Genomic DNA, 12,937 nt, shown 5'->3' on the forward strand with positions numbered 1-12,937 from the left:
AAGGATAAAAAATGCGTAAGTTGATGGTTTTTTGGCTCTTGAGTGTATCTTTTGTGTGTTCAAATATGACATTCGCGGCCACTGAAGAAGATCCATGGGAAGGGTTTAACCGTGCTATGTTTACTTTTAACGATGCAATAGACGGGGCTGTGCTCAAACCGGTGGCGAAAGGGTACAAAGCTGTGACCCCAACCCCAGTTCAGAAAGGTGTGAGTAATTTCTTTTCTAACTTGGGCGAAATCGGCAACATCACGAATAATTTATTGCAAGGTAAATGGGATCAAACGGCCTCGTCGACCTTTCGTTTTTTGATTAATAGTACAGCGGGTTGGTTTGGTATTTTTGATGTGGCATCAGAGCTTGGCTTGAAAGAATACGATGAAGATTTCGGTCAAACCTTAGGATATTGGGGGGTCAATTCAGGGCCATATTTGGTGTTACCGTTTTTTGGACCTTCTACAGTGCGTGATGGCACGGGGTTAGTAGCGGAGTACGTTGCCATTGATGAAACTGATTATTTAGATTTGAATAACAAAGAAGAGTTGGCTTTGCTTGGTTTAGACGTTGTGCAAACAAGAGCTCGCCTTTTAAATGCTGAAGGCATGATCGTAGGTGATCGTTATAGTTTTGTTCGTGATGTCTACTTACAGTCTCGTGCATTTGAAGTCTACGATGGTAATGTGCCTGTAAAGGCATCGACACAGGATGCTAGCGCCGCTGATGATAGCTGGGGTGAAGAAGACAGCTGGGGCGATGATGACTCAAGTTGGGCTGAGTAATCGTTAAACGCTTTGCTTGTAACACTCAGTGCATTCATAAACAAATAAACGCCTTTCGAGACGTTTATTTGTTTTAGCACAGTGTAATTTGTGTTTGCTTATTGGCTGACAGTAACGTGTGGTGCCAAAGTAATTTTAAGTAACCGTCCTGAATCCGTGCCGAGATATAAAGCCCCCATTGAGTCTTGAGCAATTGAACGAAGACGCTCATTAAGATCTTGTAAATAACGATTTTCAGTGGTGTCGCCATTGTTAGCGACTTTCACTCGGTTTAAATGTCTTAATGCCAAAGCGGTTGATAAAAAGTCACCGTTCCAGTTTGAAAACAAAATCCCTTGATAACGCAGTAAACTGCTCGGTGCAATAGACGGAATAAATACTTTGGCAGGGTTGTCTATGCCTTCTTTTACTTGCCCTTCGCCAATGGTGGAGGCGTCCCGATATTCTTTTCCGTAAGATACAATTGGCCAACCATAATTGGCACCAGGTCTGATTAAATTGATTTCGTCTCCGCCCCTTGGGCCATGTTCATTTGACCAGAATGTTTGCGTGCTGGTGTCGTAAAATAAGCCTTGCGGGTTTCTGTGACCGTAACTCCATATTTCATTACGAATATTTGCGTGGGTTACGAAAGGGTTGCTTTCGGGGACGCTGCCATCAAGATTAAGGCGTAAAATACTGCCTGCATGATTGGTTAAGTTCTGTGCGTTATCTCGGTTGCCTCGGTCGCCCACAGAGAAAAAAACGTGGCCCTTATCATCAAAAGTGATGCGTCCGCCAAAGTGCACACTCTGGTTACTAGCGGAATCACTGATCAATAAGTCTTGCCATTGTTCCAACGTATTACCAGATAATCTTGCTCGGGCAAGGGTGGTTTTACTACCTTGTTGGAACGGTTTAGCGTACGTGAAGTACAACCAGCCTTGTTCGGAAAAATGTGGCGATTTTGCCACGTCAAGCAAACCACCTTGGCCACGGCTATCGACCTTTGGTAATCCAATAATAGCTTGGCTGTTGCCATTGGTTAGATTGATCTTATAAGCGGAGCCTTGCTTGATAGTAACAATGGCCTCGTTGTCATTTAATAAGGCAATGCCCCATGGAATGCCATTGAATTGCGTGACTTCGTGTACATTAAGTGGCTCTTCCGATGCAGATGGTGAGGCGTGAGCTGCCAATGTAAATAGGCTGGTGATAAATAGAATCCAAAGTTTCATTGTGCGACCTCGTCTCGCGAATTTGTGTGCAGTATAAACAAAAAGTTTGGCTTAGAGCGAGGCTAGGAAGGACTTCCTTCACAATTGCGGATTGCTTGCCTAGTTGAATGCAGTATTCAGATTCTTGCATTAAAGCGTGAGCAATTGCTGAAATTTAGGCTACTTGACGTAGCCGTCTATGAACTCCACAAGTTTCTGTGTATCTATAATGCTAAAGGTTTTGCCGCTAATGCTAATAAAACCGCTTTTACTGAGTTTAGTAATAGAGCGGCTAACCGTTTCTTCGGTAATACCAAGATAATTGCCTATATCTTTTCGAGACATGGTTAATTTGTGTTGTATTTCAGAGGACAGTGCATGTCTCTGGTAATAGAGATTAAGTAAAAAAGAAGCTACTCGCTTTTCAGATTGCGTTTTTCCTAACAGTGAAAGGAGCTTTTGATTTTCATGTATTTGTCGGCTCATGAGCTTGAAAATACTTCTTTGTAACTCAGGATCTTTCAGTGAAAGTGTTTCGATATCGCTAAACATGATCCGACATACATGGGTCGTTTCTAGTGCTCTTGCCGAAACAGGATAGGTGCCGGCGTCGATGCCACTGAAGCCTAGAATGTCGTCTTGATGAAAAAAACAGGTTATTTTTTCGTTACCGGATAGTGTTGTGGTGTAGGTTTTAACCGATCCAGAGAAAATCACATAAATATGATCGAAAGCCTCACCTTCTTTGAAAAGGATGCCTCCTTTTTTAATTTTGCTCACCTTAACGGTTCTTGTCGCATTGGTTTCGATCAATCGATTAACAATGGATCTTCGCAATGTGCTTAGGATGTTTGCTTCTTTGTTGGCGGTCATAAAATGGGTAACCAAATCGTCGACTAAAAATGAATGCAGCTTAGAAAAGCGGGTAACACAATCACTTTTTATAAGCTTGCATGGCTTACATCTATAAAAATACGCTATATGATTAACTAAACTTACTGTTAGCATGAATCATGCCACCAAGTTAAATATTTTTAAGTTTATGTTTATTAAGGAGAAAAAAACCAAAAATAAAATCAGCTTTGACTAATGTAGTGATTCTTGTCATATTTGACTGAGTTTTTATGACAAAAGTGACATTTCTGATGAATATAATCGCAACCGATTCTCCTTCCACAGAAGGCTTGGCAAATATGCTTGAAGGCTATGATTGCCCAGCTATTTTAGTGTCTGTGGAGTATCAAATATTGGCGACCAATCAGCATTATCGTAATGAGTTTGGGCGAGTTTCTTTAACCGATAAGCCTCGGTGTTATGAGGTATCCCACGGTTTTACTGTGCCTTGTGATGAGGCTGGTGAAGATTGCCCTTTGTCTGCTGTAGTACAAAGTGGTCATAAAGAGCGTATTTTACACATTCATCAAACCCCTCGAGGAAAAGAGCATGTAGACGTTGAAATGTTGCCTATTTTTGATGACGACGGTGCCTTGTTATTTTTTGTGGAATTGCTGCGCAGCATTCCGGTATCTAGCCCTGAAAATTTGAACACCAAATTAGTTGGGGCGAGCCGCCGCTTTAATCAGATGCTGGAAAAGGTGTCTAGAGTCAGTCAAAAAGATGCGTCTGTGTTGTTATTAGGGGAGTCCGGTAGTGGGAAAGAGCTGGTTGCGACAGCAATTCACCAAGGTAGTCAAAGGTCGAAGAATTCTCTTGTGACGCTTGAGTGTGCTGGCTTAACGGATTCTCTATTCGAAAGTGAGCTGTTCGGCCATGTCAAAGGCTCTTTCACCGGAGCGAATAACAACCGAACGGGGCTAGTAGAGCTAGCGAATGGTGGTACATTATTTTTGGATGAAATAGGAGATGTACCTTTATCGATGCAGGTGAAGTTATTGCGACTGATTGAAACAGGGTCATTTCGACCTGTGGGGTCTTCTATTATCAAACACAGCAACTTCCGTCTCATTTGTGCCACTCACAAACATCTGGCCAATATGGTTAAGAAAGGAGAGTTTCGACAAGATTTATACTATCGGATCAATGTTTTCCCTATTCATGTTCCTTCATTGCGTGAAAGGCCTGATGATTTGCCCCTCCTTATAAGCACCTTATTGAAACGCATCAGTGAGGGCAAAGAATACCATTTAACCGATTCTGCTTTACGTGTGCTTAAGCGTTATGACTTTCCTGGTAATATCCGCGAATTAAGTAATCTCCTCAATCGCGCTGTTATCTTGTCTGACACCAACTTAATTGAGCCTAGCACCATTCAAGAGTGTTTAGACATTGATTATGAGTTAAGTCAAGAAAATGATAATGATGCGCATTTAATGAATTCAGAGCTTGTATTAACACCCTCTAATAAGACAGAATGGGTTGACCTGAAGACAGCTGAAAGCCGATATTTGTCGGAATTGATGGCTTTTTATCAGGGAGATAAGGATAAAGTGGCAAAGGTGGCGGGTATTAGCCTTAGATCTTTATATCGAAAGCTTGAATCCTAATTAGTTTTTTCAATGACGATCATAGAAAAATCTGCGTTGAACTAAATATTAGATAATACTAATATTTACGCATTGAGCAAGCAAAGCTTAATGCTTATTTTAGTTTCTTATTAAGGAGTACAGTAATGTCTTTACGTATTAATGATGTCGTTCCAAACCTAGAACTTGAAACAGACCTAGGCACATTCAAATTACACGATTGGATCGGCGACAGCTGGGCGATCTTGTTCAGTCACCCAAAAGACTTTACACCAGTTTGTACAACAGAATTCGGTGCCGTTGCACAGCTGTCTGCAGAGTGGGAAAAACGCGGCACGAAAGTCATCGGTTTGTCTGTTGACGGCGTTGAAGAACACAAAGAATGGAAAGCGGACATTGAGTCATACTCTGGTGCCAAAGCAGGCTTCCCAATCATCGCTGATGATTCTCTAGAAGTATCGAAAGCGCTAGACATGTTGCCAGCTGATGCTTACCTACCAGACGGCAGCACAGCCGCTGATTCTGCAAGTGTTCGTGTTGTTTTCATCATCAGCCCAGACAAGAAATTGCAATTGTCTATGACTTACCCAATGTCTGTTGGTCGTAACTTTGCAGAAGTATTGCGCGCACTAGACGCACTACAAGCAAGCTACGGTGTACCTGTTGCTATGCCAGCTAACTGGGAATTGGGTCAAGATGTTATCGCTGCCTTGTCTTTGACAGACGAGCAAGCGAAAGAAAAATTCGGTGAAGTGAACACAATTTTGCCTTACCTACGCACAGTTAAATTACCGTCTTAATATCGGTTGTCATTGTGAAAATTAGACAATGACACAATCTGATTACTAAGAACTATAAAGCCAGATATTGATTATCTGGCTTTTTATTGATCATGTTTACGAAAAAATATCCGCCGTCGTTATGCTTCACCTCGCCATATTGGGGTCATGGCGCATTCTCCTAATTCACCAGAGATCCACATTTCACTGTCTTGAATCGTTACGTTTAATTGCATGGACCTTGTGCAAATTTTTACTAAGGTTTGCACTTGTGATTCAGGAAATTGCAGCACTCGCATGTTATCAAATCGGCTGTTTTTGCCCTTGTTCTGTTCCCACCAAATGTCTGATTTATCGTTGTAGTTCACTATGATGACCTGTTTAGCTCGACCGCAAGCTTTGCGCAAGCGTTTTTCATCTGGCTGTCCTAGCTCTACCCACAATAAAATGTCATCTGAATAGTTTTTCTGCCAAAGGTCAGGTTCATCTTCTGTACTAATGCCCTTGGTAAAGCTAAGTTGTTCGCCACCTTCTTTTTCATCGGCTAATAACGCAAATGCTGCAAGGCGAACCATCATGCGTTCTTCTGTTTCAGATGGGTGTAATGCAAGCGTTAATTCATAACTTTGATAATGATTGCGGTCCATATCTGATACTTGAACCGATGCTTTGTACACTGTCGCTTTCGTTGCCATGAGGTCACTTTCTAAATGGTTGCTAAGGAATAATTGTGGCGAATTGTACAGCATACGCAGATAACAACACGATTATCTTTTGGGATTTACAGGGTGAAGATTCTGTTCGTTTGCAGTTTGCTCTAAATGACTCATGAGGTCTTTGCTTAATTATCAATATCTTTGATAGTTAATGTATGAACTAACAAAGAAAAACAGTTTTTACTGTATAAATAACAATTAATATTGTTTGTTAGAAACAAACAAAGTTGTAATGATTCGAGCCATGAAAATAGCCGAACGTATTAAACAGCAAAGACATAAATTAGGATTGACTCAAGTGGAGTTAGCGAGCCGCGTGGGCATTAGTCAGCAGTCATTGCAAAAAATCGAAGATGGCCAAACACGTAACCCTCGTAGAATTTTGGAGTTAGCCATAGCGCTTGACTGCAGCCCAGAATGGTTAATGCATGGTAAGGGTAAAGAAGTTCGAGAGCAGCCCTTTGGTTACGACGGTGATGTTGCTTCTGATCATATTCATAACGCTGGTAAACGCCCCATTCTTACATACCAGCAAGCCGCATTGTGGCCTGATAAATACCACACGCCTACTAATGTGACTTGGGTGTCTACGTATTTCGATGCATCACAAGATGCGTTTTGGTTATTAGTGAAAAATAACAGTATGACGTCTCAATCTGGGAGCAGCATTCCAGAAGGCTATCTTGTTTTAGTAGAACCAAGTCAAACGGCACAAAATGGTGATGTTGTTGTGGTGAAATTAGCAGAGCATCAAGATGTCATTATTAAGAAAATGGTAGTAGAAGGTGACAATTGTTATTTGTGCTCTTTCAATACCGATTATACTCAGATCAAAGCGAACGACAGTATGACGATCATTGGCGTAGTAATATTTTCTATGCAAAAATTTCGTGATTAGAGCGCATCTGGTTGACAGCTATACAACGTAAACTGTATTTTGATTTTGTCGATAACAACCAAAGGATAGGAATTATGTTAATTATCACTCGACGCTCTGGTGAAACCATCAACATTGGAGACGATACGGAAATAACGGTATTAGGAATTCAGGGCTCTCAAGTCCGATTAGGTATTAAGGCACCCAAGGACGTGAGTGTCCATCGTGAAGAAATTTATCACCGCATCAAAGCCGCCGAGAAGGAAGAAACAGCAACAAGTTCTTCTTAGGGACATACCATAGAATCATAGATACCTTAAAAGGTAAGGCGCTCAGGCTTACCTTTTTTCGTCAGATCACTTCAAATTAACCCACATAGCGCTCATTCTCAGCTACGTCTCGCTTTACCACGACATTTGCACCAATAATGGCATTGTGGCCAATATTAATACCCGGCAAAACTTTTGCGCCACCGCCAATCCAGACGTTGTTGCCTATGAAAATAGGGCGGGCGCAACATTCGCCTTGTGCGCGTTGTTCTGGTTCTCTTGGATGATCAACAGTATAAAAGTGCACTCCTGGGCCTATTAACACATCGTCACCGATATGGATGTTGGCGCTGTCTAAAAACACACAGTTAAAATTAATAAACACGCGTTCTCCAACGTCTATTTGCGTGCCGTAATCGCATTGAAATCCTGGCTCAATGACGAGACTGTCAAAAGACGAGAACAGGCGTGTTATATGGCGAAGGTTGCCTTTGCTTGGGTGAGCATTAAATTTAGCGCAGGCTAATCGAGCGGCTTCGCGCCGTAGGCGTAAATCTAGATCGATGGCGTTAAAAGGTTTACCCTGCCGCATTTTGTCAAACTCTGTCAAATTCATATTCTCACCTTACAATAGACAGTAAAAACGCGACCTAGGTCGCGTTTTTTGGTGTGCTTAATTACATAAAATATTTCACAGCATAGAGGCTAAGGTTACTTCTAGCTTACGTTGATCGACGGCGAAGTTACGGATGCCTTCAGACAATTTTTCAGTTGCCATAGCGTCTTCGTTCATTGCCCAGCGGAATGCGGCTTCAGTGATCGCCTCAGGCGCAGGTTTCACATCTGTTGCTGGGATGAGTTTGCGTTCCAATGTCCCTTCGTCTTTCTTTAACTCTTCCAGCAAATTTGGGCTGATAGTCAAACGGTCACATCCGGCTAATTGCTCAATTTCACCAATATTGCGGAAGCTCGCGCCCATAACCACGGTGTTGTAGCCATGCTCTTTGTAGTAATTGTAAATTTCTGTCACAGACACAACACCCGGGTCAGTCTCGGCTGTGTATTCTTGCCCAGTGGATTTTTTGTACCAATCTAGAATACGACCCACAAACGGTGAAATCAAAAACACACCCGCTTCAGCACATGCTTGGGCTTGAGCGAATGAAAACAGCAGGGTCAGGTTGCAATTAATACCTTCTTTTTCTAATTCTTCCGCCGCTTTGATGCCTTCCCATGTTGAGGCCGCTTTTATCAAAACGCGATCACGAGAGACGCCGGCTTCTTCATACAGTGCAATCAGTTTACGAGCTTTCGCTAGGGTTGCTTCTTTATCAAAAGATAAGCGTGCGTCCACTTCTGTTGAAATGCGACCTGGAATATACTTTAAAATCTCTGTACCTACGATTACGGCGAGTTTATCGCCGGCATCTAAAATTTGCTGATCTTTATCATCGCTTTGTGTTTTTGCCCAAGCCACGGCTTGATCAAGGAAGGGGGCATATTCAGGGATTTGTGCTGCTTTAAGCATTAAAGACGGGTTAGTTGTCGCATCTTCAGGTAAAAAGTCTTTAATTGCTGTGATATCACCGGTATCGGCCACAATGGTCGTGAACGCTTTTAATTGAGATAATTTGTTGCTCATTGCTCTTATCCTTTGTGTTGATGGTGTTTGACCAAATCAATGGCCTCTAATAATACATTGATCTTGGCGTCGGCTTTATGACCGTTTTCAGACAAATAGCGACGAAACTGTTTGCCGCCGGGTTCACCTTGAAAAATGCCTAAAATATGACGAGTTAAATGCAGTAACCGTTCACCTTCGTCTAATTTTCGTTCTACATAAGGAACAAAAGCATCCAACGCGTCGAAGCGACTAGCCACGACAGCGACATCGTTAAACAGCTGTTGGTCGACTTCGCTCATTATCCAAGGGTTGTGGTAGGCTTCGCGCCCCACCATCACCCCATCTACATGCGCTAACTGTGCTTGGCACTCAGCTACTGTTTTAATGCCGCCGTTTAAAATGATTTCAAGGTGTGGGAAATCTTTCTTTAACTGATGAACGTAATCGTACTTTAACGGTGGGATTTCACGATTTTCTTTTGGGCTTAAACCAGCCAAAATTGCGTTACGTGCATGAACAATAAAAGTAGTAACACCCGTTGTGGCGATGTCACCGACAAAATCTCGCACAACACTGTAGCTTTCTTCGTGATCTAAACCAATTCGATGTTTAATAGTCACTGGAATGTCGCAGTTGTCTTTCATGGCACACATGGCGTCTTTTACTTTGTCTGGGTGAGCCATCAAGCAGGCACCAATTAGACTGTTTTGTACACGATCGCTTGGGCAGCCTACGTTTAAATTGACTTCATCAAAGCCAGCTTGTTCGGCCATTTTGGCACATTTTCCAAGAGCGGTTGCATCGGAGCCGCCCAGTTGCAGAGCAATAGGGTGCTCGCAGTCGTCATATCGTAAGAATCTTTCAGGATGATTACCTTGCAGCAAGGCTCCCGTTGTTACCATTTCTGTATACAACAAGGTACGCTTAGTCAGCGTTCTGGCGAAGACACGAAAATCAGATGTGGTCCAATCCATCATGGGTGCGATGGAAAAGCGTCTATCGACTGTATCCCTTGAGTTTACTGCATTTTTTTCTGTATTACCGAGAGAGTCTTGTAACATTAATATGTCTATTTTGGGTCAGCTGGTGCGGTGAATGTTTGCAAGGTATGTATGTGTAGAGCGTCTTGTATTGCGCAGATATTGTCTTAATCACACTCATATTTGCTATTTATACCGTTGATTATGTCATAAAGTTACAACGTTTCTAACCATATTTAAAATTTCAGGCAAAAGAAAAGCCCCGGCTCATGACAAGACGGGGCATTACAGTGTGTCTACAAGGGCCGGTTGCTTATTCGGTACGGAATCGTGCCACCATAGAGTGTAACTCTTTGCTCAATACATCTTGTTTGTGGCATAGGTCAGCCACATCCCCAGAGATGCTCGACACACGATGTGCAGATTGGCTGATGGTGTTGATGTTTTCGTTTACCCCTTCCGTGACCGCGCGCTGCTCTTCGGCGGAGGCTGCGGTTTGCATGGTCATATCGCGCATTTGCTTAACGACTTCTTCGATTTTTTCGAAGGATTCCAGTGCTTGGCTGGATAAGTCGATGGCACTTTCTGACTCAGCCACGCTGGTCAACATGGAATCCGACGCTTGTTTGGTGCGGTTTGCCAGTAGGCCAAGAATGTGGCTGATTTGCTCTGTGGATTCTTGAGTACGCCCTGCAAGGGTTCGTACTTCGTCTGCGACAACAGCAAAGCCGCGACCTTGCTCACCCGCTCGGGCGGCTTCAATAGCCGCGTTTAGCGCCAATAGATTGGTTTGCTCAGCAATCCCTTGAATCGTCGATAAGATTTGATTGATATTGCTGGTTTCTTTCTGCAAATCACTAATGATCTGATTAGACTCTTTTAATCGGGAACCTAAACGATTGACCCCATCTGCGCTGTTTTTCAATAAAGCTTTGCCCGCGATAGTAGTTTCTAGGCCTTGCTCAGAAAACTGAGCAGAATTGGCACAACTCTCCGCCGCTTCATTAGAGGCAATCAGCATTTGCTGACCGGCTTCAGCAATTAGCTCAATAGATTGAAGTTGCTCAGTTGCAGATTTGGCTACATCGCTTGCTTTTGAGGATGTGTCTGCCGCGGCTTGTTCCATTTGCACACTGGACTGCTTGATACCCAACATGAGTTTACGAGTAGACTCAATAAACTGATTAAACCAGTTCGATAAGGTGCCAGTTTCATCGTTAGTATCGATTGTAATTTTAGACGTTAAATCGCCTTCACCTTCTGCCAAGGTGCGCAAATGCATCGATACCGATTGAATCGGTGTGATTAGGTTTCGTGCCATAAAGAAGGCTAATGCGCCAAACACAATTAATAGCAGTACGCACACAATCAATGTTGTCTTGATCAGCTCAACCGTACTGGCGTAGATTTCAGCCGCAGGCATGAGGCCGATAAACTTCCACTTTAAATTTGGCGATGTCATGATGTTGGCATAGTAATCTTTACCATCCATCGTGAAATTAATCATCCCTGAATCAGTGTTGGCAATGGCTGTGTAGGCTTTGCCTGGAATGTCTTTTAGATTTTTAAAGTTATTATCCGGATGCAAGGGATCAACGAGCACAGTACCTGTGTTTTCAATCACCATGATACTGCCAGATTCACCAAGCTGGGTCTTGGCTGCCATTTCAGTCAAGGTTTTAATCGACACATCAACCGCAACAACACCACCTATCTCGCTCCCCTTGTTGTAGGTTTGAACGGCTGAAATGTAAACGGCGTCATCAGGTTCCCAGTAGTAGGCCTCTCGAAGCATGACTTCACCAGGATTTTCGAGCGCTTTTTTATACCAATCTCTCTCAACTGGAGACCATTCTGCATATTCGTAGGTGCCTGGCCATTCAGAGTAGCCATTGGTTTTGTCACCAAGATAAACGTACACTAAATTGGGGTTATTGGTGCCAATTGCTTTAAATAGGTTGTAAAGACCTGCTTCCCGACCACCGTTTTGCATCGCGACCTTGCTAGGCGCTTTGCCTATAATATCCGCATAAGATGTTAAAGGCGGCGCATCTTTGGCGGTGACTTTATCGCTGTCGGCAATAAATCCTATTAGGTATTTCGTATCATTCATGAATTGAACAAAGGTTTCTTCGACAGCGCCTAACGTTTGTGCACTGTTTTTAGAGAAGCTGTTTAGTGCTTGATCTGAGGAGAAAAAAGCCGTGATGGAGCTCACAATGAGCACAGGCAAGAGCGTAGCAACCGAAAATGCAACCAGTAATTTCGTTTTGATTTTCATGATTTATACCCAATGGTTCTTAAGATCTATCATTAGGAAACATGATTATTTCCTATTTAAATAAATATAACGCAATACACTGTGAGAAATGATATTAATAAGGACAAATTTGATTTTTTCGTCCTTATTTGGTTGTTATCTTTTGTGGAGTTTATTTTTTAATCAGCAGATCTTCTAGCTTCAAACCTGTTGCTTGTTTAATGCTGCGCAGTAGGTAGTAAAAAATAGCCATCATCATCACCATGGAAGGAATGGCGATCATAGGGTAACTGTATAGGGTCATTTGCCCTAACTCCTCATTAAACGCTTCGGTACCGGCTGGACTGGTCACTAACCATTTTGCCAGAATGTAATTCATGGTGGCAGAAAACGCGAAAGAGCCAGTAATAAAGTAGGTGGCTGTCATCAGCCTCTTTTCAAACAGTTCTGAACTGTTATTTTCTTCGAGTTTCTGCTTTATCATCTCCACATCCATAATGGACGCATTGAAAAATAAGGCTCTGACCAAGGGGTAGGGGGTAAAGGTTGAGATTAAAACCGCCACGCCAATAATCGCAGGAATTGCTGCTTCTTTAATCGCGAGCCATTTATTGTCTAACTCGAATAAACCAATGCTACCAGTTAAAAATACGCTGACGATGCCTAGTAAAGCGATAAAGTTAAACTTTTTATATTTGATTAATTCGAACACACCCCAGCCAAAAGGAAAGGCCAGCGCCAACATAAGACCACCGCTTACGCCTAAAGCGTCTTCACCACTGAGCTTCATCAAAATAAAAGAAGGTAAAATGACGCTGACAATTAAGTCAACCATAGGACGTGGTTTGTGAGTAGGGGGGTTATTCATAATAAAACGTTTCCAAAAAAGTTCAGGGGTACAGGGCAACTATCATAGAGCAAAAAATACCATAAGTTACAGAGTATCTATGAGTTTTTCTCGTCAAAATTAAGGG

At 42.6% G+C, this 12,937-nt stretch carries 13 protein-coding genes; 5 read left to right on the forward strand and 8 right to left on the reverse strand.

What is annotated here, in order from left to right; translation table 11 throughout:
* Positions 1 to 11 precede the first annotated feature (11 nt).
* The gene (locus tag J9B83_RS03080) at positions 12 to 779 is read left to right on the forward strand and encodes an MlaA family lipoprotein (protein ID WP_211535263.1); all 768 of its coding nucleotides are present in this window, start codon (positions 12 to 14) and stop codon (positions 777 to 779) included.
* Between the two features lie 98 nt (positions 780 to 877).
* Here the strand turns inward: J9B83_RS03080 and J9B83_RS03085 are convergent, their stop codons facing one another.
* The gene (locus J9B83_RS03085; protein WP_211535264.1) at positions 878 to 1,996 is read right to left on the reverse strand and encodes a PQQ-dependent sugar dehydrogenase; all 1,119 of its coding nucleotides are present in this window, start codon (positions 1,994 to 1,996) and stop codon (positions 878 to 880) included.
* Between the two features lie 159 nt (positions 1,997 to 2,155).
* On the reverse strand, positions 2,156 to 2,983 hold the full coding sequence (locus J9B83_RS03090; protein ID WP_211535265.1) for a helix-turn-helix domain-containing protein: 828 nt from the start codon (positions 2,981 to 2,983) through the stop codon (positions 2,156 to 2,158).
* 137 nt (positions 2,984 to 3,120) lie between these two features.
* Here J9B83_RS03090 and J9B83_RS03095 point away from each other — a divergent pair, with 137 nt between their 5' ends.
* Together J9B83_RS03095 and J9B83_RS03100 are read left to right on the forward strand one after the other, a co-directional pair.
* A complete protein-coding gene (locus J9B83_RS03095) occupies positions 3,121 to 4,479 on the forward strand; it encodes a sigma-54 interaction domain-containing protein (RefSeq protein ID WP_211535266.1) in 1,359 nt (452 codons plus the stop codon).
* Between the two features lie 125 nt (positions 4,480 to 4,604).
* On the forward strand, positions 4,605 to 5,258 hold the full coding sequence (locus J9B83_RS03100) for a peroxiredoxin (RefSeq protein WP_211535267.1): 654 nt from the start codon (positions 4,605 to 4,607) through the stop codon (positions 5,256 to 5,258).
* A gap of 119 nt (positions 5,259 to 5,377) precedes the next feature.
* Here the strand turns inward: J9B83_RS03100 and J9B83_RS03105 are convergent, their stop codons facing one another.
* Positions 5,378 to 5,932 carry a YaeQ family protein gene (locus J9B83_RS03105; RefSeq protein ID WP_211535268.1) on the reverse strand — a complete coding sequence of 185 codons (555 nt, stop codon included), beginning with the start codon at positions 5,930 to 5,932 and terminating at the stop codon, positions 5,378 to 5,380.
* Positions 5,933 to 6,197: 265 nt separating this feature from the next.
* Here J9B83_RS03105 and J9B83_RS03110 point away from each other — a divergent pair, with 265 nt between their 5' ends.
* Together J9B83_RS03110 and csrA are read left to right on the forward strand one after the other, a co-directional pair.
* On the forward strand, positions 6,198 to 6,851 hold the full coding sequence (locus tag J9B83_RS03110) for a LexA family protein (protein ID WP_211535269.1): 654 nt from the start codon (positions 6,198 to 6,200) through the stop codon (positions 6,849 to 6,851).
* Positions 6,852 to 6,925: 74 nt separating this feature from the next.
* A complete protein-coding gene (csrA, locus tag J9B83_RS03115; protein ID WP_211535270.1) occupies positions 6,926 to 7,120 on the forward strand; it encodes a carbon storage regulator CsrA in 195 nt (64 codons plus the stop codon).
* A 76-nt stretch (positions 7,121 to 7,196) separates the two neighbouring features.
* Here the strand turns inward: csrA and J9B83_RS03120 are convergent, their stop codons facing one another.
* The 5 genes from J9B83_RS03120 to J9B83_RS03140 form a co-directional block, all read right to left on the reverse strand.
* Complete coding sequence (locus J9B83_RS03120) at positions 7,197 to 7,715, reverse strand: sugar O-acetyltransferase (protein WP_211535271.1); 519 nt, start codon at positions 7,713 to 7,715, stop codon at positions 7,197 to 7,199.
* Positions 7,716 to 7,790: 75 nt separating this feature from the next.
* Positions 7,791 to 8,741 carry a transaldolase gene (gene tal / locus J9B83_RS03125; protein ID WP_211535272.1) on the reverse strand — a complete coding sequence of 317 codons (951 nt, stop codon included), beginning with the start codon at positions 8,739 to 8,741 and terminating at the stop codon, positions 7,791 to 7,793.
* A gap of 5 nt (positions 8,742 to 8,746) precedes the next feature.
* The gene (dusA, locus tag J9B83_RS03130) at positions 8,747 to 9,784 is read right to left on the reverse strand and encodes a tRNA dihydrouridine(20/20a) synthase DusA (RefSeq protein ID WP_211535273.1); all 1,038 of its coding nucleotides are present in this window, start codon (positions 9,782 to 9,784) and stop codon (positions 8,747 to 8,749) included.
* Positions 9,785 to 10,016: 232 nt separating this feature from the next.
* The gene (locus J9B83_RS03135; RefSeq protein WP_211535274.1) at positions 10,017 to 11,984 is read right to left on the reverse strand and encodes a methyl-accepting chemotaxis protein; all 1,968 of its coding nucleotides are present in this window, start codon (positions 11,982 to 11,984) and stop codon (positions 10,017 to 10,019) included.
* Positions 11,985 to 12,135: 151 nt separating this feature from the next.
* On the reverse strand, positions 12,136 to 12,831 hold the full coding sequence (locus J9B83_RS03140) for a VC0807 family protein (protein ID WP_211535275.1): 696 nt from the start codon (positions 12,829 to 12,831) through the stop codon (positions 12,136 to 12,138).
* Positions 12,832 to 12,937: the final 106 nt, after the last annotated feature.

It is taken from the genome of Marinomonas vulgaris, assembly GCF_018145875.1.
In the GTDB taxonomy this organism is placed as follows: Bacteria; Pseudomonadota; Gammaproteobacteria; order Pseudomonadales; family Marinomonadaceae; genus Marinomonas; species Marinomonas vulgaris.